The sequence below is a fragment of the Citrobacter sp. C1 genome, from assembly GCF_014596895.2.
Taxonomy (GTDB): Bacteria; Pseudomonadota; Gammaproteobacteria; order Enterobacterales; family Enterobacteriaceae; genus Citrobacter; species Citrobacter gillenii.
Genome location: NZ_CP115035.1, coordinates 329074 through 353521 on the forward strand (window position 1 = coordinate 329074; position 24448 = coordinate 353521).

Here is a 24448-nt window from a genome sequence, read left to right on the forward strand (position 1 = left end):
ACCCCAGATTTCACGGCAAAGACTCTCACGATGAGCAAATCATTACAAAAACCCACGATTCTGAAAGTGGAAACCGTCGCACAATCCCGGCTGTTTAAAGTCGAAAGTGTTGACCTTGAGTTCAGCAACGGCGTACGCCGCGTCTACGAACGTATGCGTCCGTCCACGCGCGAAGCGGTAATGATTGTGCCGATTGTTGATGACCATCTGATTCTCATCCGCGAATACGCGGTCGGGACCGAATCTTATGAGCTTGGTTTTTCCAAAGGGTTAATCGATCCCGGTGAAAGCGTGTTTGAAGCGGCGAATCGGGAGCTGAAAGAAGAGGTCGGGTTTGGGGCAAATGACCTGACGTTTTTGAAAAAACTCAGCATGGCACCGTCCTATTTCTCCAGCAAGATGAACATCGTCGTGGCCGAGGACCTGTATCCTGAATCGCTGGAAGGTGATGAACCCGAGCCGTTGCCGCAGGTGCGCTGGCCGCTGGCACATTTGATGGATTTGTTAGAAGACCCGGACTTTCACGAAGCGCGTAATGTAAGCGCGCTGTTTCTGGTGCGTGAATGGCTGAAAGGGCAGGGACGACTGTAGCGTATAGCGCCGGAAGGTGACGCCAGAGGCGTCTTATCCGGCCTACTATGTTGCGTTAAGTAGGCCGGATAAGCGAAGCGCCATCCGGCAATAGATCAGAACAGTTCGTGAGCCTCACCATTATCAATAATGGTGGTCCCCACTTCATGTACCGCCTGCTGTGTGGGCTGAGTCCCTTCAATAAAATACTCTTCGCGACTGTTGCCGCCGCTCGCCAGTTGACCGGTGCTGCGATCGATATTGACCGTTACGATACCTGGCGGTGGCGTCAGCGGCTGCTCTGGTACGCCCTCTAACACACTCTTCATATAGGCATCCCACGCTGGCTGGGCACTCTTCGCCCCCCCTTCATAGCCGGAGATCTGATCTTTGATCGCACCCGAGGCCGTAGAGTGTCCAAGGTTACGGCGATGGTCATCAAAACCAATCCATACCGAGGTCACGACCCCTGGGCCGTAGCCGGAGAACCAGGCATCTTTCGAGCTGTTGGTGGTCCCGGTTTTACCGCCGATATCTCGACGCTGTAAATCACGACCTGCACGCCAGCCGGTACCCATCCAGCCTGGCTCACCAAAGATATTGGTGTTCAGCGCGCTTTTAATCAGGAACGCCAGCGGCGTGTTGATCACATGCGGGGCGTATTCCTGGGTCCCGCTTTGCGCGACCAGCGCCTGATTCGCCTGCTCAAGTTGCGGCATTGGCACCGCGGCATTCTGCTGTTCCTGAGAAATGGCAACGTCTTCAACGTTACTGTTTTCCAGCACGTTAGATTTCTGGGTGTCGCCATAAATCACCGGAATATCACACTCCGGACAGGCAATTTTGGGCTTCGCTTCGAAGATAACACCGCCCTGATCGGTTTCAATCTTGCTGATGAAGTACGGATCAACCAGGAAACCACCGTTGGCCATCACCGCGTAGCCGCGGGCAACCTGCAGCGGGGTGAACGAGGCGGAACCCAGCGCCAGCGACTCGGTATGAACAATATTTTGCGCCGGGAAGCCAAAACGTTGCAGATACTCTGCTGCGTAATCTACGCCCATCGCGCGCATGGCGCGGACCATCACCACGTTCTTCGACTGACCCAGCCCCTGACGTAAGCGGATAGGGCCGGCATATTGCGGCGGTGAGTTTTTCGGCTGCCAGTCAGAACCTGCGCCCGCATCCCAGCGGGAAATCGGGACGTCATTCAGCATACTGGCCAGCGTCAGGCCTTTATCCATTGCCGCGGTATAGAGGAACGGTTTGATATTCGAACCGACCTGACGTAACGCCTGGGTAGCACGGTTAAACTTGCTCTGGTTGAAATCAAAGCCACCAACCAGCGCCATTACCGCGCCGTTTTGCGGATTGATGGAGACCAACGCGGAGTTGACGTCAGGAACCTGTGCCAGCCACCAGGCGTCACCGACCTGGCGGACCCAGATTTGCTGACCCGTCTGGACAACATCGGTCACTTTTCGCGGCGTCGGGCCCTGTTGGGTATCGGAGCGGTAAGGACGCGCCCAGCGCATGCCTTCCATACGCAGCGCCACCGATGTGCCGTCCGCCAGCGTGGCGGTCGCTTCCTGTGGATTTGCGTTGGTGACCACCGCCGGCAGCAGCGGTCCGTAGGTCGGAAGCGCTTTTAGTGAGTCGGTGATTTTCTTGGTGTCCCAGGCGCTTTCGCCCACTTTCCATAGCACGTTTGACGGGCCACGGTAGCCGTGGCGCATGTCGTAATCCATGACGTTATTACGGACCGCCTGCTGAGCCGCCTGTTGGACTTTACGCGTAATGGTGGTGGTGATGCGATACCCGTCTTCATAGGCTTTTTCACCATAACGGCTATACATTTCCTGGCGCACCATTTCAGACAGATACGGCGCAGAGAAGGCAATTTCCGGCGCGTGATAGTTGGCGTCAATAGCTTCGCTGCGTGCCTGATCGTACTGGGCCTGCGTGATGTAGTTTTCGCTCAACATACGCGACAGCACAACGTTACGTCGCGCGGTAGCCCGGTCCATTGAATAGAGCGGGTTGAAGGTTGACGGTGCTTTTGGCAGACCGGCGATGACTGCCATCTCGCTTAAGCTGAGCTGGTCGACCGTCTTACCGAAATAGACTTGTGCTGCGGCACCAACGCCATAGGCGCGATACCCCAGGTAGATCTTATTCAGATAAAGCTCGAGGATCTCATCTTTACTCAGCAGTTGCTCGATGCGGATCGCGAGGAAGACCTCTTTGATCTTACGCATCAGCGTGCGTTCCGGGCTGAGGAAGAAGTTTCTCGCCAACTGTTGGGTGATGGTACTCGCCCCTTGCGACGCGTGCCCGGAGAACAGCGCAACGCTGGCCGCACGGAAGATCCCCACCGGGTCAACGCCGTGGTGCTCATAAAAGCGGCTGTCTTCGGTAGCGATAAAGGCTTTGACCATTTCCGGCGGCATCTGATCCAGCGTGACCGGAATACGACGTTTCTCGCCATATTGCGCGATCAGTTCGCCGTCAGCGCTGTAAACCTGCATCGGGATCTGCAAACGCACATCTTTTAACGTCGCGACGTCAGGTAATTGCGGCTCAATATAGCGATAGAGGCCATAAATCGAGCCTGCTCCCAGCAGGATGCAACATACTGCAAGGATTAATAAATACTTTACGAACTTCACTGGAGATTTCCCATTTAGTGGCATTTGGGCAGTTTATAAACAAACGCGCGGTAGTATAAAGGCAAGCCAGACGCATTGATATACCCGTTAAAGCAACGGGTGATAAGGAGATCATCAGCAATGGCTTTCAATATCTGGCAAATTGGTCTGCATATTCAGCAACATGAAGTGCTGGCTGTGGCCGTCGTTCGCGACGCCTCCGGTTGGTTTCTACAGCGCTGGTGGCGGTTGCCGCTGGCGAACCAGACGATTGTCGACGGGCACATTCGCGCACCTGAACAGCTCAGCAAGGTGTTATTACCGTGGAGTCGTGAACTCCCTCGCAGACACCACATTCATCTGTCTTTTCCCGCCCACAGGACGTTACAAAAAAAGATCCCCCGCCCAGTCATGACGCTGCGTGAGCCAGAACAAACGGCATGGTTGTCTGGGTCGATGGCGCGTGAGCTGGATATGGACCCAGATGCGCTGCAATTCGATTATAGCGAAGACACCTTAAGTCCGGCCTTTAACGTGACCGCCGCGCAAAGCAAAGAGGTGTCGACCCTCCTGACGCTGATGCAAACGCTGAAAGTACAGATAACCGCCATTACGCCGGATGCCAGCGCGTTACAGCGCTTTATACCGTACTTATCGGCGCATCAGCAGTGTCTGGCCTGGCGCGATGACGCGCAGTGGTTGTGGGCGACTCGTTATGCATGGGGGCGTAAACCGGTGGGCGACAGTCACGCTATCGACGATCTTGCTGCAACATTATCGCTTTCCCCGGAAGAGATTGCGTTGTGCGGGCCAGGCCGTTTTGACCCCTTAAGCGTGGTGTCTGTTCGTCAGCCGCCCATTCCGCCTGAAAGTCATATCTTTACTATTGCGCTTGGGCTGGCAATGGGGGGAACAGACTGATGATAGCGACCATCAACCTTCTCCCCTGGCGTCAGTCACAGCGGCGTGCCTGCCTGCGGTTTTGGGCTGTTTTATTTAGCGGATCGCTGCTGTTGATCGTTGGCTGTGCACTGAGCTATTACGCTGTCGTCATCGAAGACAACCGGGCAAAAACGGTGAAGATAGCTGCGGAGAAAATGCGGGGCGAGACGCTTGTGGCCCAAAAACCGCATTTACTCCTGCGCCAGCAACAATGGCAACAGCGACAGCTGCGTAAAACGCAGCGAGATCAGACGCGAAGCTGGCAACCGATGCTCGAAGGACTGGCAAATTTACTGCCCGAACAGGTGTGGCTGACAACCCTGACCTGGCAACATGAAGTGCTGGAACTGAGCGGAATGGCGCAGAACTTTAGCGCCCTCAATGCGCTGGAAACGCAATTACGCAAACAGTCCTTTTTTCGCTTAGGCGACCCCGGCGAAACTCAGAAGGATGCGTTGGGACGTTGGCAATTTCACTATCGTCTGACGCGGAGCGTAATGCATGAACGTACTCTGTGATCGTTGGCTGGCCTTGTCGCCGCGTTGTCGAATCGTCTGCTGGGGCGGCTGGAGTGTCACCATGGCGCTGATGGTCATGTTGTGCCTGCTTTATCCGCTACGGCAAGAATGGAACGTACAACGGGAGGAACTGCGGCAGCAACATGCGGCGAACCAGGCGCAATGGCGGAATCTGTACCAACTGGTTACACCGGCTGACCCCACACTTTGGGCTAATGACGAGAATACGATGCCTTTTTCCGCTCTGGATTTTCAGACTCCGCTTTCACGCCTGACTCACTGGCAGCCTTCTGCACAGGGCGGGGAGATGACGCTGAAGCCCGCCTGGGATGCTGTTCCAGCATTGTTTGTCCGGCTGGCGGAACGGGGGATGCAGGTCAACAGTTTTTCTCTTCGCCTGGAGGATGCCGAGCTGATGCTTACACTGCAGCTGGAGCGCCTGAATGACGGTTAAGCGTGGACTGTTGGTAGGGATTAGCCTGCTGATACTGACCGGGATGCGCGATCCTTTCCTGCCGCCGGAGGATCGTTGCCATACCACTGAGCTGTCGACGTGGCGTTATCAAGGTGCGGTAAGCCGGGGAACGCGCCTGATTGGCCTGGTTCAGGATGGTAAAAATACATGGCGGCGGATCGAACTGCATGAGGCGCTGAAGGGGGGATGGACGGTTTCTCATATCTCGGCACAAAGCATAACTATTGAGATGGGTAAAGACTGTGAGCCGTCACGCTGGCAGTGGCAACGACAAGGAGAAGGGCATGAAGCGATGGATAGCCGTGGTGCTGATGGTCGTCATCCCCAGTGTGCTGGCGGGAAAAGCGCCAAACGTGACGCTGGTGTGGATGATGTTCCCGTGGTTCAGGTATTACAGGCGATGGCTGAGCAGGAAGGAAAAAATCTGGTGATTTCGCCCGATGTCAGCGGCGTGATGTCGTTGCATCTGACGGATGTCCCGTGGAAGCAGGCATTCCAGACGGTGGTGAAAAGCGCCGGACTGGTGTTGCGCCAGGAGGGGAGCATCCTGCATGTGCATTCGGTAGGCTGGCAGAATGAAAATGTGGCACGCCTGGAGAGCGAGCAGGCGCGGCGGCAGGCCAGTCTCCCGCTGGAACATCGCAGCATTGTTTTGCAGTACGCTGACGCCGCCGATCTGGCAAAAGCGGGTGAGAAACTGCTGAGCGCCAAAGGCAGTATGACGGTAGATAAACGCACGAACCGACTGCTGCTTCGTGATAACAAACCTGCGCTGATGGCGCTGGAAACGTGGGTGGCGCAGATGGACTTGCCGGTTGAACAGGTCGAACTGGCGGCACACATTGTGACGATTAACGAAAAAAGCCTACACGAGTTGGGTGTGAAATGGTCGCTCGCCGATGCCACGCAAGCGGGGACGGTGGGCAGCGTCACTACAATGACCAGCGATCTCTCTGTGCCCGCAGCGACGTCGCGTGTGGGGTTTAACATTGGTCGTATCAATGGTCGTCTACTGGAACTGGAGCTGTCTGCACTGGAGCAAAAACAGCAGCTTGATATCATCGCCAGCCCACGATTACTGGCTTCTCACCTGCAACCTGCCAGTATTAAGCAGGGCAGCGAGATCCCTTATCAGGTCTCCAGCGGGGAAAGTGGAGCCACGTCCGTTGAGTTCAAAGAAGCCGTACTGGGAATGGAGGTGACGCCAACCGTGCTGCAAAAAGGGCGAATTAGACTAAAGTTGCATATCAGCCAGAATGTCCCCGGGCAGGTGTTACAGCAGGCGGATGGCGAAGTACTGGCTATCGATAAGCAGGAAATTGAAACGCAGGTCGAGGTAAAAAGCGGAGAGACAATCGCGCTGGGTGGGATTTTTTCGCATAAAAATAAATCTGCGGCGGACAGCGTGCCGTTGTTAGGCGATATCCCCTGGCTTGGATATTTATTTCGCCATGACGGTAAAGAGGATGAGCGGCGCGAGTTAGTGGTTTTTATCACGCCCAGACTGGTCTCGAGCGAATAATTTATGCATGAAAAGCCGTTGTTTTTGCACTGGACATGTTTCAGAAATTTGACGTGCGGGTGTATTTAGCATACAAGGAGTACCGATTTGAGCGTCGGTCGTTTTCTTTACTTGTGCACCGGTAATACGCTTTGCCTTTCTGGTGGTGTGTCATGGGTTGATTTGGCGTCATTTGGCCGTGCGATTCGTTGCCAGGCCTGATGTTTGCAGGGCAATACGCCTGCCACGACCAGAAATGCGAAAGGTTTGGTGATTTATTCAGTTGCCAAACCCGCTTGAGTATTGAGATAATTTTCAGTCTGACTCTCGCAATATCTTATGAGGTTTCAGTTCATGTCCTGCTGCGCTGAGTGTCTGCGAAGCGGGTTTATCATTAACGAATAGTCTTAGTAGTACCGAAAAAATGGCAGAGAAACGCAATATCTTTCTGGTTGGGCCTATGGGTGCCGGAAAAAGCACTATTGGGCGCCAGTTAGCTCAACAACTCAATATGGAATTTTACGATTCTGATCAAGAGATTGAGAAACGAACCGGAGCTGATGTGGGCTGGGTCTTCGATGTAGAAGGTGAAGACGGCTTCCGCGATCGCGAAGAAAAAGTCATCAACGAGTTGACGGAAAAACAGGGTATTGTGCTGGCAACTGGCGGTGGCTCTGTTAAATCACGTGAAACACGTAACCGTCTTTCCGCGCGTGGCGTCGTGGTCTATCTTGAAACGACAATTGAAAAACAACTTGCGCGAACTCAACGCGACAAGAAACGCCCACTGCTGCAGGTAGAATCACCGCCTCGCGAAGTTCTGGAAGCGTTGGCTGACGAACGCAATCCTCTGTATGAAGAGATTGCTGACGTGACCATTCGCACCGATGATCAGAGCGCTAAAGTCGTGGCAAACCAGATTATTCATATGTTGGAAAGCAACTGATTCTGGCTTAATACACTCGTCTGCGGGTACAAGTAACTAAGGTGGATGTCGCGTCATGGAGAGGATTACAGTCACTCTCGGGGAACGTAGTTACCCTATCACCATCGCGGCTGGTTTGTTTAATGAGCCGGCTTCATTCTTACCGCTGAAATCGGGCGATCAGGTTATGTTGGTGACCAACGAAACCCTGGCTCCCCTTTATCTCGATAAGATTCGCGGCGTACTTGAACAGGCGGGTGTTAATGTTGATAGCGTCATCCTTCCCGACGGCGAGCAGTATAAAAGCCTGACGGTGCTGGATACGGTATTCACAGCATTACTGCAAAAACCGCACGGTCGCGATACCACGCTGGTTGCTCTTGGCGGCGGCGTGATTGGCGATCTTACCGGTTTTGCAGCCGCCAGCTATCAGCGCGGCGTACGTTTTATTCAAGTTCCGACAACGCTGTTGTCGCAGGTTGATTCCTCCGTTGGCGGCAAAACCGCCGTAAACCATCCCCTCGGCAAGAACATGATTGGTGCTTTTTACCAACCCGCTTCCGTGGTGGTGGACCTCGACTGTCTGAAAACGCTTCCTGCGCGTGAACTGGCGTCGGGTCTGGCGGAAGTGATCAAATACGGCATCATCCTTGACGGTGAATTTTTCAGCTGGCTGGAAGACAATCTGGACGCATTACTGCATCTGGACGGTCCGGCAATGGCGTACTGTATCCGCCGTTGTTGTGAGCTGAAGGCAGAAGTTGTCGCAGCAGACGAGCGCGAAATGGGCTTACGTGCTTTACTGAATCTGGGACATACGTTTGGCCATGCAATCGAAGCTGAAATGGGTTATGGCAATTGGTTACATGGTGAAGCGGTGGCCGCAGGTATGGTAATGGCTGCTCGTACGTCAGAACGTCTGGGTCAGTTTTGCTCCGCGGACACGCAGCGCATCATTACGCTGCTGAAGCGGGCAGGCTTACCGGTTGATGGACCACGTGAGATGTCCACTCAGGCCTATTTACCGCACATGCTGCGAGATAAAAAAGTGTTGGCGGGGGAGATGCGTTTAGTGCTTCCGTTGGCAATAGGGAAGAGTGAAGTGCGCGGCGGAGTGTCGCACGAGGTGGTTCTTAACGCTATTGCTGATTGCCAGCAGGCGTAACAACAAGAAAGGTCCGGCTTGCGTTGTAAGGCGTAAGTCTTTTAGCTTCAGGTTATGTGCAACGTCGTAAGCATTAACCTTTGAGTGGGGTGTTAAATGGATGAATTCAAACCAGAAGACGAGCTGAAACCCGATCCCAGCGATCGTCGTACTGGTCGTTCTCGTCAATCGTCTGAACGCGATAATGAGCCGCAAATCAATTTTGATGATGTTGATCTGGATACTGACGATCGTCGTCCAGCGCGCGCGCGTAAAGAACGTGACGAAGAGCAAGACATTGAAGAAGACTATGAATCTGATGACGATACCGTGGATGAAGAGCGTGTAGAACGCCGTCCGCGTAAGCGTAAGAAGGCCGCCAGCAAACCTGCCTCTCGTCAATATATGATGATGGGTGTGGGGGTTCTGGTGCTGCTGCTGTTGATAGTCGGCATCGGTTCAGCGTTGAAAGCCCCCTCATCTCCCTCTTCCAGCGATCAGACGACGTCTAGTGAGAAGAGTATCGATCTTTCTGGCAATAGCGCGACCGATCAGGCGAGCACCACTCAGCCTGCAACGACTGCTGAGCAACCGGCTGGCAATGCGCAGCAGGATGTTTCTCTGCCGCCAATTTCTTCTACGCCAACTCAGGGGCAAGCACCTGTTGCCGCTGAAGGTCAACAGCGTGTTGAAGTTCAGGGCGATCTGAATAATGCCCTGACGCAACCGCAAGGTCAGGAACAGGTGAACAACGTGGTTGTGAACTCCACGCTGCCAACCGAACCTGCTACCGTTGCACCTGTTCGTAATGGTACTACGGCGCGTCCTGCAACAACGGAGCCTGCTGAGCGTCACGCGACTGCGCGTCCGGAACGCAAACAGGCCGTTATTGAGCCGAAGAGCAAACCGCAGACGACTGTGAAAGCAGCGCCGACAGAGCCAAAACCTGTTGCCCAGGCGAAGCGCACTGAACCGACTGCGCCAGTGACTGCACCGGTTACTACGACCAAAGCACCTGCGGCAACGACTGCGCCAAAAGCGACAGCTGAGCCTAAAGCAACCGTCAGTACCACCACACCTGCGCAGACTGCTACTCCTGCGCCAACTACGGCAACGCCTGTAGCGGGCGGAGCAAAAACGGCAGGTAATGTTGGGGCGTTAAAATCAGCGCCGTCCAGTCATTACACTCTGCAGCTCAGCAGTTCTTCTAACTACGACAACCTGAACGGTTGGGCGAAGAAAGAGAACCTGAAGAACTACGTGGTGTATCAGACGACGCGTAACGGTCAACCGTGGTATGTTCTGGTGACGGGTGTATATGCATCTAAAGACGATGCTAAACGTGCGGTGTCTACGTTGCCAGCCGACATTCAGGCGAAAAACCCGTGGGCGAAACCGCTGCATCAGGTTCAGGCCGATCTGAAGTAAGATAGGATATGTTCTGCAATGGTTTGATGTTTCGCCCAATTGCGGGACAAAGACTAAAGCGCAGGATGCTGTCGGAGCTTTCTCCACAGCCGGAGAAGGTGTAATTAGTTAGTCAGCATGAAAAAAAATCGCGCTTTTCTGAAGTGGGCAGGGGGAAAATACCCCCTGCTTGATGATATCAAACGGCATTTGCCTCAGGGCGAATGTCTTGTCGAACCCTTCGTGGGTGCAGGGTCGGTGTTCCTCAACACCGACTTTTCTCGTTATATTCTTGCCGATATCAACAGCGACCTCATCAGTCTCTATAACATCGTGAAGTCGCGTACCGATGAGTATGTGCAGGCTTCGCGCGAGCTGTTTGTCCCTGAGACCAATCAGTCTGAGGTGTACTATCAGTTCCGGACAGAATTTAACGCCAGCCAGGATCCATTCCGACGTGCGGTACTGTTCTTATACCTCAACCGTTTTGGTTACAACGGCCTGTGTCGGTACAACCTGCGTGGCGAATTTAACGTGCCGTTTGGCCGTTATAAAAAACCCTACTTCCCGGAAGCAGAGTTGTATCATTTTGCCGAAAAAGCGCAGAATGCAGAGTTTCATTGCCTCTCCTATGAAGAGTGCATGGAGCGTGCTGATATCAACTCTGTGGTTTATTGCGACCCGCCTTATGCGCCGTTGTCGGCGACGGCGAATTTCACCGCGTATCACACCAATAGCTTTAGCCCGAAAGAGCAGGCGCATCTGGCCGAAATGGCAGAAAAGCTGGTCAGTAAGCAGATCCCGGTGTTAATTTCGAACCATGACACGCCCGATACGCGCGAGTGGTACCGAGCGGCGAAGCATTTTCAGGTAAAAGTGCGGCGCAGTATAAGCAGCAACGGCGGCACACGTAAAAAGGTGAATGAACTGCTGGCTCTGTACAAACCAGGAGTCGTAACGCCTGCGAAAAAATAATTCTCAAGGAGAAGCGGATGAAACAGTATTTGATTGCCCCCTCAATTCTGTCGGCTGATTTTGCCCGCCTGGGTGAGGACACCGCGAGCGTTCTGGCCGCCGGTGCCGATGTCGTGCACTTCGACGTCATGGACAACCATTATGTACCTAACCTGACTATCGGGCCGATGGTACTGAAATCGCTACGCAAATATGGGATTACCGCCCCTATTGATGTGCATCTGATGGTGAAGCCGGTTGACCGTATTATCCCGGACTTCGCTGCCGCTGGCGCCAGCATCATTACTTTTCACCCGGAAGCCTCCGAACACGTCGATCGCACCTTACAGCTGATCAAAGAGAATGGCTGTAAAGCGGGCCTGGTGTTCAACCCGGCCACGCCGCTGAGCTACCTGGACTACGTTATGGATAAGCTGGATGTGATCCTGCTGATGTCCGTTAACCCCGGTTTTGGCGGCCAATCTTTCATTCCGCAAACGCTGGAAAAACTGCGTGAAGTCCGCCGTCGTATTGATGAGTCTGGCTATGACATTCGCCTGGAAGTTGATGGCGGCGTTAAGGTGAACAATATCGGCGAAATCGCCGCAGCGGGTGCGGATATGTTTGTCGCAGGTTCCGCGATTTTCGACCAACCTGACTACAAAAAAGTCATTGATGAAATGCGCCATGAACTGGCGAAGGTAAGTCATGGATAAATTTCAGGATATTCGGGGCGTAGCTTTTGACCTCGACGGTACGCTGGTTGATAGCGCGCCGGGATTAGCCGCCGCAGTGGATATGGCGCTGTACGCGCTGGAATTACCCACTGCAGGCGAAGAACGTGTGATTACCTGGATTGGTAATGGCGCAGATGTATTGATGGAGCGTGCACTCACCTGGGCTCGCCTTGAGCGCGCTACGCTGCGTAAAACGACGGGCAAACCGCCCATCGATGACGACATTCCTGCCGTTGAGCAGGTGCGTATTTTACGTAAGCTGTTTGACCGCTATTACGGTGATGTTGCCGAAGAAGGGACGTTCTTATTTCCCCACGTTGCCGATACGCTGGGCGCGCTGCATGCGAAAGGCCTGCCGTTAGGTCTGGTAACCAACAAGCCGACACCGTTTGTGGCACCGCTGCTTAACGCACTGGACATCGCCAAGTATTTTAGTGTGGTCATCGGCGGTGACGACGTGAAAAATAAAAAACCGCATCCCGATCCGCTGCTGCTAGTGGCCTCACGTATGGGGATTGCGCCTGAAAAATTGCTCTTTGTGGGTGATTCGCGCAATGATATTCAGGCGGCAAAAGCCGCTGGCTGTCCTTCGGTTGGTCTTACGTATGGGTATAACTACGGTGAAGGGATCGACCTCAGCCAGCCGGATGTAATATATGACAGCATTAATGACCTTCTGCCCGCACTCGGGCTTCCGAATAGCGAAAATCAGGAATTGAAAAATGACTAAGCCCATCGTTTTTAGTGGCGCACAGCCCTCAGGTGAATTGACCATTGGCAACTATATGGGTGCGCTGCGTCAATGGGTAAACATGCAGGATGATTACCACTGCATCTACTGTATCGTGGACCAGCATGCTATCACCGTCCGCCAGGACGCGCAGAAGCTGCGTAATGCTACGCTGAATACGCTGGCGCTGTATCTGGCGTGTGGTATCGATCCTGAGAAAAGCACCATTTTCGTTCAGTCCCACGTGCCGGAACATGCACAGTTAGGCTGGGCGCTGAACTGCTACACCTATTTTGGTGAACTGAGCCGCATGACCCAGTTCAAAGATAAATCTTCCCGTTACGCTGAAAACATCAATGCCGGTCTGTTCGACTACCCGGTACTGATGGCAGCCGATATTCTGCTGTACCAGACCAATCTGGTACCGGTAGGGGAAGATCAGAAACAGCACCTGGAACTGAGTCGTGACGTCGCCCAGCGTTTTAACGCACTGTATGGTGACATCTTCAAAGTGCCTGAGCCGTTTATTCCGAAGTCCGGTGCGCGCGTGATGTCCCTGCTGGAACCGACGAAGAAAATGTCTAAGTCGGATGACAACCGCAATAACGTGATCGGCCTGTTGGAAGATCCGAAATCTGTGGTGAAGAAAATCAAACGCGCCATGACGGATTCCGATGAGCCGCCTGTTGTTCGTTACGATGTGCAGAATAAAGCGGGTGTTGCCAACTTGCTGGATATTCTCTCTGCCGTAACGGGTAAGAGCATCCCGGAACTGGAGCAGCACTTTGAAGGCAAGATGTATGGCCACCTGAAGGGTGAAGTTGCCGATGCCGTTTCCGGTATGTTGACTGAGCTTCAGGAACGTTACCACCGTTTCCGTAACGATGAAGCCTTCTTGCAGCAAGTGATGAAAGATGGTGCAGAAAAAGCCAGTGCGCGCGCAGCAGAAACACTGAAAGCGGTGTATGAAGCAATTGGATTTGTTGCGAAGCCGTAATATAACGTGCGGCTAAAATAAAAGCCGGGTTATCTCCCATACTGTTTAATATTATAACGGTATGAGGGATAACCCGGCTTTATATATTTATACGGAATATAAATAATTACAGCGCAGTGTCACCGCAGCCGCCAATGATTTTAGAAATAGAAATGGCTGGGTGCAGAAAATAATCGTAATCACAGGTCTTGTTTTTGTTCTGAACGCTACCGGTGCAGGCAGTCAATGTGGAGAGAGCCAGCAGTACTGCAGCAGCTTTAAGCATGTTTTTCATTTAATAATCCCTATCAATCAATAAAATATCAGTATGCCAATTCCATATGCTTCGAAAAACACGTAGTGAATTAAGCTTGCTATATATAACGTGACCAGGAAGTTATTACTTGTTCTTTTAACTTAATAGTAGATTTAAGAATTTTTAAAAAATAATAATTGATGATGATTAAAGATGAAGGATAATGACTGGAAGGGTAATCAAAAGACGGCGCTATGCAGAAAACATAGCGCCTGAATATTAATGGTTTGAGAACCAGTTCAGCTTATCGCGCAGGCCAACCACGCGACCAACAATGATCAGCGCCGGGCTTTCCACCTGTTGCGCCAGTTCACCGAGTTGCGTCAGTACACCATTGACAACGCGCTGTTTCACGGAGGTCCCGTTTTCGACCAGCGCAACCGGCATGTCTGCTGGCATCCCAAATGCGATCAATTTTTCCTGGATAGTGGCCGCCTGATTCAGCCCCATATAGAACACCAGCGTCTGTTTTTCTGCTGCCAGGTTTTCCCAGTCCAGCTCGCCGCCGGTCTTCAGGTGTCCGGTGACCAGGCGTACGCTCTGGGCGTAATCACGATGCGTCAGCGGAATGCCGGAATAGGCAGAACAGCCGGACGCCGCGGTAATACCGGGAACAACAGAGAACGGGATACCTTCGTGGCACAGGGTTTCCAGCTCTTCGCCACCGCGACCAAAGATGAACGGGTCGCCGCCTTTCAGGCGCACTACGCGTTTGCCCTGTTTCGCCTGGTTCAGCAGGATCTGGTTGATCTCTTCCTGCGGTACGCAGTGATAACCCGCACGCTTGCCGACGAAAATACGATCGGCATCGCGACGAACAAGGTTCATGATGTCATCGGAAACCAGGCGGTCATACACCACGACATCAGCCTGCTGGATCTGTTGTAGCCCTTTCAGCGTTAGCAGTCCGGCATCGCCTGGACCGGCACCAACCAGCACTACTTCGCCACGATGGTCCAGCGGTTCGCTGAGCATCTGCTCGGTCGTTTCTTCTATTGCCTGCCGATCGTCGTTTGCCAGAGACTGCGCCAGCCTGTCGTTAACAAACAGCTTTTCCCAGAAGCGGCGACGTTCACCCATACTGGCGAACTGCTTTTTCACCCGGGAACGCAGCTGTCCTGCATACTGCGCGACCTGGCCCAGATGCTGTGGCAACACGGATTCGAGCCTTTCACGCAGCAGTCGTGCCAGAACAGGAGAGGTGCCGCCAGAGGAGACCGCCACCATCAGTGGTGAACGGTCAATAATGGAGGGCATGATGAAACTGGCCGCTTTTGGGGCGTCGACCACGTTACAGAAGATGCGACGTGATTCAGCGGCGTTGCTGACGCGAAGGTTGACGGCATCGTCATCGGTGGCGGCGATCGCCAGCCAGCAGGAGTCGAGCAGGGCTTCGTCAAACGGCCCCTCAACCAGCGTCAGCATGCCTTCATTTGCCCATACGGTGAACTGTGGAATAAACGCTAGCGCATTAACCGTTAAACGGGCGCCTGCTTCCAGCAGTAACCGCGCTTTGCGTTCTGCGACATCACCACCGCCGACGATCAAGCAGTCGCGGTCACGTAGTTGACAAAATATAGGCAAATGATCCACGACATTACCCCTTAATTATTGGCAGCAGCCTCAGTTTGGTTGATTTTTGCCGGAACGGGACGCTCCGATTTTGGCGTAGCATACCAATAACCCAACCCCATGAATACGACACCGGACAAAGTATTACCGAGTGTCACCCACAGCAGGTTATGGCCAATTCCGGACAAGGTATAGGCATCGCTGTGATGACCGAACCAGGAGAGCGCAAATAGCGTCATGTTGGCAACGGAGTGTTCATAGCCGGAAGCGATAAACGCCAGCAGGCACCACCAGATGGCGAGGAACTTCGCCGCACCTTCAGTACGGATCGCCATCCAGATTGCCAGGCAAACCAACCAGTTACACAACGCACCTTTAAAGAACAGTACGCTGGCAGGGGCTGTAGTTTTCGCCAGGGCAACGCTATGTACGATGCTGGTATCGACCGGCAGCAGGCTACCGCCACCCCAGCTGTACAGCAGGGCGACGAACACGGAACCGAGCAGATTTCCCAGCCAGGTTTGCGGCAGAATGGCCCACATCTGACCGTGGCTGATGGTGCCCGCTTTGACGCCAAGCGTCAGGAACATGGTGTGCCCGGTAAACAGCTCTGAACCGGCAATAATCACCAGCGTTAAGGCAATACCAAAGGTTGCACCCATCACCAGAGGGCGTACGGATGGATCAAGCAGATTGCCGAGAGTGAAAATAAGAATGATGCCGAGACCGACATAAGCGCCCGCCATGGCGGAACTGACCCAGAAACCGATTGGGTTGTTGGCCGACAGGCGTGCAATGCGCGCAGCGTTAGCCGCACACTTATTGATAGTGTCTGTAAACATGTGTTTGATTATCCTTGAAGAACAAAAAGTAAAATAAAATCGTAACCGTAGGCCGGATAAGGCAGTTATGCCGCCATCCGGCAATGTGCCTGATGGCGCTACGCTTATCAGGCCTACTAAAAAGGCCTACCAATACGTCTAAAAAGGGAGGCATTGCGCCTCCCAATAATTTACTAACCGCGCAACTGCACCATGCCGTCTTTCACCCGGGCTTCGTAGTGCGCCACGGAATGACTTTCGTCCTCCATGCACAGACCGTCGCTGAGGCGGAAGCGCTGTTTTTTCAGCGGGCTGGCAACCCATAGCTCGCCCTGGTGCTCAGCAATAATCCCGCGTGAAAGTACGCTGGACTGGAAGAACGGGTCGATGTTGCTGATCGCAAACACCTGGTCGCTGTGATAAGGACGGAAAATCGCGACTTGCTCTTTACCTAACAGGGCGCAGACGCCTGTTGCAGGCAGAATGTCATCGATTTTGCAGATGTTTTTCCACTGGCTCATGCGTTTTCCTCCACCAGAGTGACCGGGATACGCTCATACGGCGTGGCCGGGCGATGTTGTTCACGTTCAGGCACAACCTGGACATTCGGATCGCGTTTATCGCTGTTAATAAAGTGCTTGAAGCGAACCTGCGCGGACGGCGTGTTGACGGTTTCTGTCCACTCGCATACGACGGCTTCACGCAGACGCGCCATCTCTTCTTCCAGATGCTCGTTCAGGCCCAGTTTGTCGTCAATGATGACAGACTTCAGATACTCGATGCCGCCTTCCAGGTTATCTAACCACGGTGCAGTACGGGTCAGTTTGTCCGCAGTACGGATGTAGAACATCATGAAGCGGTCAAGGTATTTCATCAGCGTTTCACGGTCGAGATCCGCTGCCAGTAGATCCGCATGACGTGGTTTCATCCCGCCGTTACCACAGACGTACAGGTTCCAGCCTTTTTCAGTGGCGATGATACCCACGTCTTTACCTTGGGCTTCTGCGCACTCACGGGTACAGCCAGAGACGCCAAACTTCATTTTGTGCGGGGTACGAATGCCCTTGTAGCGGTTTTCAAGCTCAACGCCGAAGCCTACGCTATCGCCGACACCATAACGGCACCAGGTGCTACCCACGCAGGTTTTCGCCATACGCAGCGCTTTAGCATACGCATGACCGGTTTCGAAGCCCGCTTCAATCAACTGACGCCAGATTTCCGGCAGGTCATCTTTTTGCGCGCCGAACAGACCAATACGCTGAGAACCGGTGATCTTGGTGTACAGATTGAACTCACGAGCGATACGGCCCACGGCAACCAGACCTTCCGGGGTAATTTCGCCACCGGCAGAGCGTGGGATAACGGAGTAGGTACCGTCTTTCTGGATGTTGGCCAGGAAGTTGTCGTTGGTATCCTGCAGCGGCGTGTGCTGCGGCTTGAGGATGTATTCATTCCAGCAGGAGGCCAGCAGGGAACCGACGGTTGGTTTACATACTTCGCAGCCGTAACCTTTACCGTGTTTCGCCAGCAATTCCTCGAAGGTTTTAATGCCTTCCACGCGGATGAGATGGAACAGTTCCTGACGTGAGTACGGGAAGTGATCGCACAGGTTGTTGTTGACTTCGATGCCCTGTTTCGCCAGTTCGGCATTCAGCACCTGGGTAACCAGCGGAATACAACCACCGCAGCCAGTACCGGCTTTAGTTTCGGCTTTCAGCGCTGCAACGGTGTGGCAGCCTTTGTTAATGGCGGCAACCAGCATGCCTTTGGTGACGTCGAAGCAGGAACAAATCTGCGCGCTGTCCGGCAGTTTATCCACGCCGATGGACGGCTTACCGCTGCCTGAGTGTGCTGGCAGGATCAGTGAGTCCGGGTTTTCCGGCAGTTCGATGGCGTTCAGCACCAGCTGCAGCAGGTTGCCGTAATCGCTGGTGTCACCCACCAGAACCGCGCCCAGCAGCGTTTTGTTATCTTCGCTGACGATCAGGCGTTTGTAGACTTCTTTACTTTCGTCGAGGTAAACGTAGCTACGGGCGCCCGGTGTACGCGCATGTGCGTCGCCGATACCGCCGACATCTACGCCCAGCAGTTTCAGCTTGGCGCTCAGGTCTGCGCCTTCGAACGCGTTTTTGCTACCGAGAATATGGTCAACGGCGACCTGCGCCATTTTGTACCCCGGTGCGACCAGGCCATAAACGCGGTCGTTCCAGCTGGCGCATTCGCCGATAGCGTAGATATCCGGGTCAGAGGTCTGGCAGGCGTCGTTGATCACGATACCACCACGCTGTGCGACATCAAGGCCGCACTGGGTTGCCAGTTTGTCGCGCGGGCGAATACCGGTGGAGAAGACAATGAAGTCGACTTCCAGTTCGCTGCCGTCGGCAAAGCGCATAGTTTTACGCGCTTCAGTGCCTTGCTGGACGATCTCTTTGGTATTTTTGCTGGTGTGCACACGCACGCCCATGCTTTCAATTTTGCGACGTAACTGCTCGCCACCCATCTGATCCAGCTGTTCAGCCATCAGCATCGGGGCAAATTCAATCACGTGGGTTTCAACGCCTAAGCTTTTCAGGGCACCTGCGGCTTCCAGACCCAGCAGGCCACCACCGACAACGGCGCCGCGTTTACTGCGACGAGCGCAAGACTCAATGGCGTTGAGGTCTTCAATGGTACGGTAAACGAAACAGTCCTGCGTTTCCGAACCTTTAATTGGCGGGATCCACGGGTAGGAGCCGGTTGCCATGATCAGTTTATCGTAATAAACCGTACGACCAGCGCTGGAGTGGATCACCTTCTCCTGGCGGTTGATGGTAATCGCGCGTTCGCCGACTAATACCTTCACGCCGTGCTTCTCGTAGAAGCCTTCACGCACCAGAGACAGCTCTTCAGCAGTGTGGTGAGAGAAGTAAGAAGACAGGTGTACGCGGTCGTATGCTTTGCGGGGTTCTTCACAGAAGACGGTAATATCAAACTTGTCCGCATCGGATTTATCAAGAAGATCCTCAATAAAGCGATGGCCGACCATACCATTACCGATAATAGCGAGTCTGACTTTGCTCATTTTTGCCTCGATTTCTTTTCTATTACTGCCTACCTTAACGATTCAGCAACCCCGCTTATTGATACAAATCAATTTCGCCCTTATATACTCCTTAAGAGGTATATAACTGATTTGTCAGCGTTTTTATAAGTCACGGAATTGACAGGCTTTTCATGTTTGTATGATTAGCGTACAAATTAAGGGGTTTTAGTGTGAATAGGTCAGGATCCTAAGGGTTAGAAAGGGGAGTGATAAATGCCGGATAATCAGAGCCGCTATCCGGCATTCAGGTTTACTGCACAGCCGGTGCGTTATGCTGGCGATGACGCGTGACAAACCCAAGGATAAAGCACATCACGAATACCACAGCATACAGGCCATTCGCGGTTTGTAGTGCGGCCAGAGGACCGCTGTGGGCAACGATCGGACCGGTCACCACGAAGGTTAACATGGTCCCAATGGTGCCGCAGGTCAGGACGAAGTTAACCAGCTTCGGTGAGGCCACTTTAGTCTGCTGGGAGCCGAGGGTGATAATGGTGGTATAAATGGCGCTGGAGAAGAAGCCCAGCGTCAGGATGAACCACGGCATGTGCTCTGGCGTACCGGTGATGAAGAGATACATCAATACGGTTGCCAGTCCTGCCAGCACGGTCAGGATACGCTGCAAATCAAAGAAGCGCAGGATAAAGCTAAACGCCCACATACCCACCATGTAGGACATCCAGAAATCGCTGACCAGTTTACCTGCATCGTTCAGGCTCATGCCGAGGCTTTTGGCGTATTCCGGTACCCAGGAGATAAAACCTAACTGACCGAGGATGTAGCACAGCGCGGCGATGGACAAAAACAGCACACCAATGCCCCACTTCTCTTTCGCCACCGGTGTTTCCGGTTGCTGCGCATGTTTACCCAGCGCCGGGAACTCACAGCCAAAGGTCAGCAGGAAAATGGCGACGTACACCAGGCCGATACAGGCGTAGACCCAGTACCATTCGATGCTACGCGCCAGCAGGTACGCGGCAACCATCGGGAAAATCATGCCCGCCATGCTGAAGAAGGAATCTGTAAACAGCAGGCGAGATCCACGCTGGCGACCTTCATACATCTGGGTGACCAGGAAAGTACCAATCGACATGGTGATCCCGCTGACGACCCCCAGCACAAACATGGCGGCGGAGAACAGCGCCAGGCTATGCGTGAGCATCAGTCCGGCGACAGCCAGCAGCATCAGAATAAAGCCAAAACGTAGCTGCGTTTTCAACGGGACAATTTCCATCAGCCACGCATTCAGAAAAATAGAGATCAGAATACCGGCATTCAGAAAGGTGAAGGTGTTACTCATACTGGAAACGGGCAAATGGAAATAGTCTGCGATGTTTCCCATCACCATCCCGGTGACAATAACCAACGCGCCTGTCAGGGCGTAGGAGAGAAAGCTGATCCATGTGAGCTTGATACGATTGCTGTTAGTCATGACTGGCCTGTATAGAAGTGTAAGGCGCATTGAAGGCGCCGTGAGCGGGCGGATTTTAGGCGTTTTGTTGATGTATTTAAATATTTTTTAGCAACAGCTGTTTCTATTACATATTTCAATGTGATCATGATCACATTGATGCGCGTTGCAAAGCATTTACATTTGTTTCAGATTCGTAAAATTAAGTAAAGGGATGGCCTTGTCATGGAAGGCTCTTTAGAATCAATTCACTTGCTTCATTTCTGCTCTTGTAAAGGAATTCTCATGCTCAAATCGACTCTGGCGGCTGTTGCAGCTGTTCTCGCTCTTTCTGCCCTCTCTCCCGCAGCACTGGCAGCGAAAGGTGACCCACGTGTACTGCTGACGACCTCTGCTGGTAACATTGAGCTGGAGCTGAACAGTCAAAAGGCCCCGGTTTCAGTGCAAAACTTTGTCGATTATGTAAATAGTGGTTTCTATAACAACACCACGTTTCACCGGGTGATCCCTGGGTTTATGGTACAGGGCGGCGGTTTTACCGAGCAGATGCAGCAGAAGAAACCTAACCCGCCAATCAAAAATGAAGCCGATAACGGGCTGCGCAATACCCGTGGCACCATTGCCATGGCGCGGACCGCAGACAAAGACAGCGCGACCAGCCAGTTCTTTATCAACATTGCGGACAACGCTTTCCTCGATCACGGCCAGCGTGACTTCGGCTATGCCGTTTTTGGTAAAGTGGTGAAGGGGATGGATGTCGCGGATAAGATAGCTCAAGTGCCGACTCACGATGTCGGCCCTTACCAGAACGTTCCGTCCAAACCGATTGTTATCCTGTCTGCGAAAGTTCTGCCGTAATTGTATTTTTGCGCGGGCGGTTCCTGCCCGCGTTCTCTCCCTTCTCTGCGTAACCCGAAATTGCTGCTTATACTTGTGGCAAGTGCCGGCACATTCAGGGAGGTCACGTGAAAAAACTCACCGATAAACAAAAGTCCTGTCTTTGGGAGCAGCTGCGAAACGGCAATTTCCAGGCTAGTCGACGTCTGGAAGGCGTGGAGATTCCACGGGTTACGCTGAGCGCTGAAGATGCCCTGGCGCGCCTTGAAGAATTGAGGAGGCACTATGAGCGATAAATTCGGTGATGGGCGCGATCCCTATTTGTATCCGGGCCTGAACGTGATGCGTAATCGTCTCGGAGTCCATCAGGCCCAGCGTCTGGCGCAGGCGGCCTACGAATTGACGGCGCTACGGGCGGCGACGATTGGGCTGGGCCCGCTAAAACGCGGTCTGCCGCATCTGTGCGCTATTCATCGCCAGCTCTATCAGGATATTTTTGACTGGGCGGGCCATCTGCGCGAGGTCGATATTTACCAGGGCGATACCCGCTTCTGCCACTTTGCTTATATCGAGAAAGAGGGCAACGCGCTGATGCAGGACCTGGAAGACGAGTCCTGGCTGGTGGGGCTGTCGGCGGATAAGTTTATCGACCGACTTGCGCATTATTATTGCGAAATTAATGTGCTACACCCATTTCGTATTGGCAGCGGTCTGGCCCAGCGTATTTTCTTCGAACAGTTAGCGGTTCATGCCGGGTATATGCTCAGTTGGGAGGGTATCCCGGTCGAAGAGTGGAATCAGGCCAACCAGAGTGGTGCGATGGGCGACCTGTCGGCGCTGCGGGCGATATTTCGTAAAGTGGTAAGCGAAGCCCGAGAAACTGGGTAGAATAGCGCGGTTTTTCTGTACCGGAGCCGCCATGATCCTGCTTATCGATAACTACGATTCTTTTACCTGGAACCTGTATCAATATTTCTGCGAACTGGGCGCAGAGGTCCTTGTCAGGCGCAACGACGAGCTGACGCTGGCGCAAATTGATGCGTTAAGTCCGCAAAAAATCGTTATTTCCCCCGGTCCCTGCACGCCGGATGATGCCGGGATTTCGCTGGATGTCATCCGTCACTATGCGGGAAAAACCCCGATGCTGGGCGTCTGTCTGGGCCACCAGGCGATGGCGCAGGCGTTTGGTGCCAGCGTCGTGCGGGCGGCGAAAGTCATGCACGGTAAGACCTCCCCGATTACGCATACCGGGCAGGGCGTTTTTCAGGGGCTGGCGAACCCGCTAACGGTGACGCGCTACCACTCTCTGGTGGTTGCACCTGAGACGCTGCCGGCCTGCTTTGAGGTAACGGCCTGGAGTGAAACGCAGGAGATTATGGGCATTCGCCACCGCGAGTGGGATTTGGAAGGCGTGCAGTTTCACCCGGAGAGTATCCTCAGTGAGCAGGGGCATCAGCTGCTGGCTAATTTCCTCAATCGGTGATTTGTAGTTGCTATTCAGTGACTTTTTATTCATATTTTGTGATTATAATTTCACTAGCATTTCTGCTTAACTGGGTGGTAATGACATGGCAACTGAACAAACTGCAATTACGCGCGCGACATTCGATGAAGTGATTCTGCCGATTTATGCACCGGCAGAGTTTATTCCGGTCAAAGGGAAAGGAAGTCGAGTCTGGGATCAACAGGGTAAAGAGTATGTTGATTTCGCGGGTGGTATTGCAGTTACCGCGTTAGGGCATTGCCATCCGGCCCTGGTCGAAACGTTAAAAACGCAGGGCGAAACCCTGTGGCACACCAGTAACGTTTTCACCAATGAGCCTGCACTGCGCTTAGGCCGCAAAATCATTGATGCGACCTTTGCCGAACGCGTGCTGTTCATGAACTCTGGCACTGAAGCCAACGAAACCGCCTTTAAGCTGGCACGCCACTATGCCTGCGTCCGCCATAGTCCGTTCAAAACCAAAATTATCGCCTTCCATAATGCGTTTCATGGCCGCTCGCTGTTTACCGTTTCCGTCGGTGGGCAGCCAAAATATTCTGACGGCTTTGGGCCAAAACCGGCGGACATTATCCATGTACCGTTTAACGACCTGCATGCGGTAAAAGCGGTGATAGACGATCACACCTGCGCGGTGGTGGTCGAGCCAATTCAGGGCGAAGGGGGTGTTATGGCCGCCACGCCGGAATTCCTGCAGGGCCTGCGCGAACTGTGCGATCAGCATCAGGCATTGCTGGTGTTTGATGAAGTGCAGTGTGGTATGGGGCGTACCGGCGACCTGTTTGCCTATATGCACTACGGCGTGACGCCGGATATCCTGACCAGCGCCAAAGCCCTCGGCGGCGGTTTCCCGGTGAGCGCGATGTTGACCACTCAGGAAATCGCTTCTGCGTTCCATGTCGGTTCGCACGGTTCAACCTACGGCGGTAACCCGCTGGCCTGTGCGGTTGCAGAGACGGCGTTCGATATTATCAACACGCCGGACGTGCTGGACGGTGTTCAGGTCAAACGTCAGGCATTTGTTGCGCATTTACAGAAAATAGATGCTCAGTATGACATTTTTAGCGATATTCGCGGTATGGGGCTGCTGATTGGCGCGGAGCTGAAGCCGCAGTTCAAAGGTCGGGCGCGTGATTTCCTCTACGCCGCTGCTCATGAAGGCGTTATGGTGCTGAACGCGGGACCGGATGTGATGCGTTTTGCGCCATCGCTGGTGGTGGAAGAGGCGGATATCGATGAAGGGATGCAGCGCTTTGCGCAGGCGGTAGCGAAGGTGGTGGGCTGATTGGTTGATTGCCGGATGGCGGCGTAAACGCCTTATCCGGCCTACAGGGTAAGGTGTGATTCGTAGGCCGGATAAGCGTAGCGCATCCGGCAGTCG

23 protein-coding genes and 2 pseudogenes are annotated in these 24448 nt (G+C 53.5%); 18 read left to right on the forward strand and 7 right to left on the reverse strand.

Translation table 11 applies throughout. The features are described from left to right. Positions 1 to 30 precede the first annotated feature (30 nt). Entirely contained in the window at positions 31 to 591 is a 561-nt protein-coding gene (nudE, locus tag IB214_RS01540) for an ADP compounds hydrolase NudE (RefSeq protein ID WP_161959015.1), read from the forward strand. 95 nt (positions 592 to 686) lie between these two features. Here nudE and mrcA read toward each other — a convergent pair whose 3' ends face one another. Further along, positions 687 to 3239: a peptidoglycan glycosyltransferase/peptidoglycan DD-transpeptidase MrcA gene (gene mrcA / locus IB214_RS01545; protein WP_161959014.1), complete on the reverse strand. Its 2553-nt coding sequence runs from the start codon at positions 3237 to 3239 to the stop codon at positions 687 to 689. A gap of 120 nt (positions 3240 to 3359) precedes the next feature. Between mrcA and IB214_RS01550 the strand changes: the two genes are divergently transcribed. The 12 genes and pseudogenes from IB214_RS01550 (at position 3360) to trpS (ending at position 13548) form a co-directional block, all read left to right on the forward strand. Continuing rightward, entirely contained in the window at positions 3360 to 4139 is a 780-nt protein-coding gene (locus tag IB214_RS01550) for a DNA utilization protein HofM (RefSeq protein WP_115257306.1), read from the forward strand. Continuing rightward, positions 4139 to 4678: a PilN domain-containing protein gene (locus IB214_RS01555; protein ID WP_117342461.1), complete on the forward strand. Its 540-nt coding sequence runs from the start codon at positions 4139 to 4141 to the stop codon at positions 4676 to 4678. Before IB214_RS01550 ends, IB214_RS01555 begins: the two co-directional genes overlap by 1 nt. Continuing rightward, entirely contained in the window at positions 4662 to 5132 is a 471-nt protein-coding gene (locus IB214_RS01560) for a hypothetical protein (protein WP_117342460.1), read from the forward strand. The genes IB214_RS01555 and IB214_RS01560 overlap by 17 nt, the downstream gene beginning before the upstream one ends. Before the next feature lie 43 nt (positions 5133 to 5175). Further along, positions 5176 to 5457, forward strand: a pseudogene (locus IB214_RS01565) (HofP DNA utilization family protein); the annotation flags it as partial. Further along, a pseudogene (gene hofQ, locus IB214_RS01570) lies at positions 5438 to 6675 on the forward strand (DNA uptake porin HofQ). The pseudogenes IB214_RS01565 and hofQ, both read left to right, overlap by 20 nt. Positions 6676 to 7078: 403 nt before the next feature. Next, on the forward strand, positions 7079 to 7600 hold the full coding sequence (aroK, locus tag IB214_RS01575) for a shikimate kinase AroK (protein ID WP_003023552.1): 522 nt from the start codon (positions 7079 to 7081) through the stop codon (positions 7598 to 7600). Positions 7601 to 7655: 55 nt separating this feature from the next. Next, a complete protein-coding gene (gene aroB, locus IB214_RS01580; protein ID WP_115257310.1) occupies positions 7656 to 8744 on the forward strand; it encodes a 3-dehydroquinate synthase in 1089 nt (362 codons plus the stop codon). A 96-nt stretch (positions 8745 to 8840) separates the two neighbouring features. Continuing rightward, complete coding sequence (gene damX, locus IB214_RS01585) at positions 8841 to 10151, forward strand: cell division protein DamX (RefSeq protein WP_117342458.1); 1311 nt, start codon at positions 8841 to 8843, stop codon at positions 10149 to 10151. Between the two features lie 117 nt (positions 10152 to 10268). Further along, positions 10269 to 11105, forward strand: a complete 837-nt coding sequence (dam, locus tag IB214_RS01590; RefSeq protein WP_115257312.1) for an adenine-specific DNA-methyltransferase — start codon at positions 10269 to 10271, stop codon at positions 11103 to 11105. Positions 11106 to 11122: 17 nt separating this feature from the next. Continuing rightward, positions 11123 to 11800 carry a ribulose-phosphate 3-epimerase gene (rpe, locus tag IB214_RS01595; RefSeq protein ID WP_096759286.1) on the forward strand — a complete coding sequence of 226 codons (678 nt, stop codon included), beginning with the start codon at positions 11123 to 11125 and terminating at the stop codon, positions 11798 to 11800. Next, positions 11793 to 12551 carry a phosphoglycolate phosphatase gene (gene gph / locus IB214_RS01600; protein ID WP_117342457.1) on the forward strand — a complete coding sequence of 253 codons (759 nt, stop codon included), beginning with the start codon at positions 11793 to 11795 and terminating at the stop codon, positions 12549 to 12551. The genes rpe and gph overlap by 8 nt, the downstream gene beginning before the upstream one ends. Next, entirely contained in the window at positions 12544 to 13548 is a 1005-nt protein-coding gene (gene trpS, locus IB214_RS01605) for a tryptophan--tRNA ligase (RefSeq protein WP_096759288.1), read from the forward strand. Before gph ends, trpS begins: the two co-directional genes overlap by 8 nt. A 106-nt stretch (positions 13549 to 13654) precedes the next feature. On the opposite strand, the gene IB214_RS01610 is transcribed toward trpS, so the two are convergent. The 6 genes from IB214_RS01610 to tsgA all read right to left on the reverse strand — a co-directional run bounded on the left by IB214_RS01610 (position 13655) and on the right by tsgA (position 20750). Next, positions 13655 to 13822 carry a DUF4223 family protein gene (locus tag IB214_RS01610; protein WP_096759289.1) on the reverse strand — a complete coding sequence of 56 codons (168 nt, stop codon included), beginning with the start codon at positions 13820 to 13822 and terminating at the stop codon, positions 13655 to 13657. 240 nt (positions 13823 to 14062) lie between these two features. Then, positions 14063 to 15436: a siroheme synthase CysG gene (cysG, locus tag IB214_RS01615; protein ID WP_096759290.1), complete on the reverse strand. Its 1374-nt coding sequence runs from the start codon at positions 15434 to 15436 to the stop codon at positions 14063 to 14065. 11 nt (positions 15437 to 15447) lie between these two features. Then, entirely contained in the window at positions 15448 to 16257 is an 810-nt protein-coding gene (gene nirC / locus IB214_RS01620; protein WP_115257313.1) for a nitrite transporter NirC, read from the reverse strand. Between the two features lie 173 nt (positions 16258 to 16430). Continuing rightward, positions 16431 to 16757, reverse strand: coding sequence for a nitrite reductase small subunit NirD (gene nirD, locus IB214_RS01625; RefSeq protein ID WP_115257314.1), 327 nt, complete (start codon positions 16755 to 16757; stop codon positions 16431 to 16433). Next, a complete protein-coding gene (nirB, locus tag IB214_RS01630) occupies positions 16754 to 19297 on the reverse strand; it encodes an NADPH-nitrite reductase large subunit (protein ID WP_096759293.1) in 2544 nt (847 codons plus the stop codon). Before nirB ends, nirD begins: the two co-directional genes overlap by 4 nt. A 271-nt stretch (positions 19298 to 19568) precedes the next feature. Then, a complete protein-coding gene (gene tsgA, locus IB214_RS01635) occupies positions 19569 to 20750 on the reverse strand; it encodes an MFS transporter TsgA (RefSeq protein ID WP_115257316.1) in 1182 nt (393 codons plus the stop codon). A gap of 264 nt (positions 20751 to 21014) precedes the next feature. Between tsgA and ppiA the strand changes: the two genes are divergently transcribed. From ppiA to IB214_RS01660, 5 genes are all read left to right on the forward strand, one after another. Next, the gene (ppiA, locus tag IB214_RS01640; RefSeq protein WP_096759295.1) at positions 21015 to 21587 is read left to right on the forward strand and encodes a peptidylprolyl isomerase A; all 573 of its coding nucleotides are present in this window, start codon (positions 21015 to 21017) and stop codon (positions 21585 to 21587) included. A gap of 107 nt (positions 21588 to 21694) precedes the next feature. Beyond that, entirely contained in the window at positions 21695 to 21862 is a 168-nt protein-coding gene (locus tag IB214_RS01645; protein ID WP_115257317.1) for a YhfG family protein, read from the forward strand. Next, entirely contained in the window at positions 21852 to 22454 is a 603-nt protein-coding gene (locus tag IB214_RS01650) for a putative adenosine monophosphate-protein transferase Fic (RefSeq protein WP_117342456.1), read from the forward strand. Before IB214_RS01645 ends, IB214_RS01650 begins: the two co-directional genes overlap by 11 nt. Positions 22455 to 22485: 31 nt before the next feature. After that, entirely contained in the window at positions 22486 to 23049 is a 564-nt protein-coding gene (gene pabA / locus IB214_RS01655; RefSeq protein ID WP_117342455.1) for an aminodeoxychorismate synthase component 2, read from the forward strand. A gap of 85 nt (positions 23050 to 23134) precedes the next feature. Then, the gene (locus IB214_RS01660; RefSeq protein WP_117342454.1) at positions 23135 to 24352 is read left to right on the forward strand and encodes an aspartate aminotransferase family protein; all 1218 of its coding nucleotides are present in this window, start codon (positions 23135 to 23137) and stop codon (positions 24350 to 24352) included. Positions 24353 to 24448: the final 96 nt, after the last annotated feature.

What these genes read in the sequence shown, in the direction of transcription:
- nudE (WP_161959015.1), top strand. Translation starts at nt 31, where the DNA reads ATGAGCAAATCATTACAAAAACCCACGATTCTGAAAGTGGAAACCGTC.
- IB214_RS01550 (WP_115257306.1), top strand. Translation starts at nt 3,360, where the DNA reads ATGGCTTTCAATATCTGGCAAATTGGTCTGCATATTCAGCAACATGAA.
- IB214_RS01555 (WP_117342461.1), top strand. Translation starts at nt 4,139, where the DNA reads ATGATAGCGACCATCAACCTTCTCCCCTGGCGTCAGTCACAGCGGCGT.
- IB214_RS01560 (WP_117342460.1), top strand. Translation starts at nt 4,662, where the DNA reads ATGAACGTACTCTGTGATCGTTGGCTGGCCTTGTCGCCGCGTTGTCGA.
- aroK (WP_003023552.1), top strand. Translation starts at nt 7,079, where the DNA reads ATGGCAGAGAAACGCAATATCTTTCTGGTTGGGCCTATGGGTGCCGGA.
- aroB (WP_115257310.1), top strand. Translation starts at nt 7,656, where the DNA reads ATGGAGAGGATTACAGTCACTCTCGGGGAACGTAGTTACCCTATCACC.
- damX (WP_117342458.1), top strand. Translation starts at nt 8,841, where the DNA reads ATGGATGAATTCAAACCAGAAGACGAGCTGAAACCCGATCCCAGCGAT.
- dam (WP_115257312.1), top strand. Translation starts at nt 10,269, where the DNA reads ATGAAAAAAAATCGCGCTTTTCTGAAGTGGGCAGGGGGAAAATACCCC.
- rpe (WP_096759286.1), top strand. Translation starts at nt 11,123, where the DNA reads ATGAAACAGTATTTGATTGCCCCCTCAATTCTGTCGGCTGATTTTGCC.
- gph (WP_117342457.1), top strand. Translation starts at nt 11,793, where the DNA reads ATGGATAAATTTCAGGATATTCGGGGCGTAGCTTTTGACCTCGACGGT.
- trpS (WP_096759288.1), top strand. Translation starts at nt 12,544, where the DNA reads ATGACTAAGCCCATCGTTTTTAGTGGCGCACAGCCCTCAGGTGAATTG.
- IB214_RS01610 (WP_096759289.1), bottom strand. Translation starts at nt 13,822, where the DNA reads ATGAAAAACATGCTTAAAGCTGCTGCAGTACTGCTGGCTCTCTCCACA.
- nirC (WP_115257313.1), bottom strand. Translation starts at nt 16,257, where the DNA reads ATGTTTACAGACACTATCAATAAGTGTGCGGCTAACGCTGCGCGCATT.
- nirD (WP_115257314.1), bottom strand. Translation starts at nt 16,757, where the DNA reads ATGAGCCAGTGGAAAAACATCTGCAAAATCGATGACATTCTGCCTGCA.
- nirB (WP_096759293.1), bottom strand. Translation starts at nt 19,297, where the DNA reads ATGAGCAAAGTCAGACTCGCTATTATCGGTAATGGTATGGTCGGCCAT.
- tsgA (WP_115257316.1), bottom strand. Translation starts at nt 20,750, where the DNA reads ATGACTAACAGCAATCGTATCAAGCTCACATGGATCAGCTTTCTCTCC.
- ppiA (WP_096759295.1), top strand. Translation starts at nt 21,015, where the DNA reads ATGCTCAAATCGACTCTGGCGGCTGTTGCAGCTGTTCTCGCTCTTTCT.
- IB214_RS01650 (WP_117342456.1), top strand. Translation starts at nt 21,852, where the DNA reads ATGAGCGATAAATTCGGTGATGGGCGCGATCCCTATTTGTATCCGGGC.
- pabA (WP_117342455.1), top strand. Translation starts at nt 22,486, where the DNA reads ATGATCCTGCTTATCGATAACTACGATTCTTTTACCTGGAACCTGTAT.
- IB214_RS01660 (WP_117342454.1), top strand. Translation starts at nt 23,135, where the DNA reads ATGGCAACTGAACAAACTGCAATTACGCGCGCGACATTCGATGAAGTG.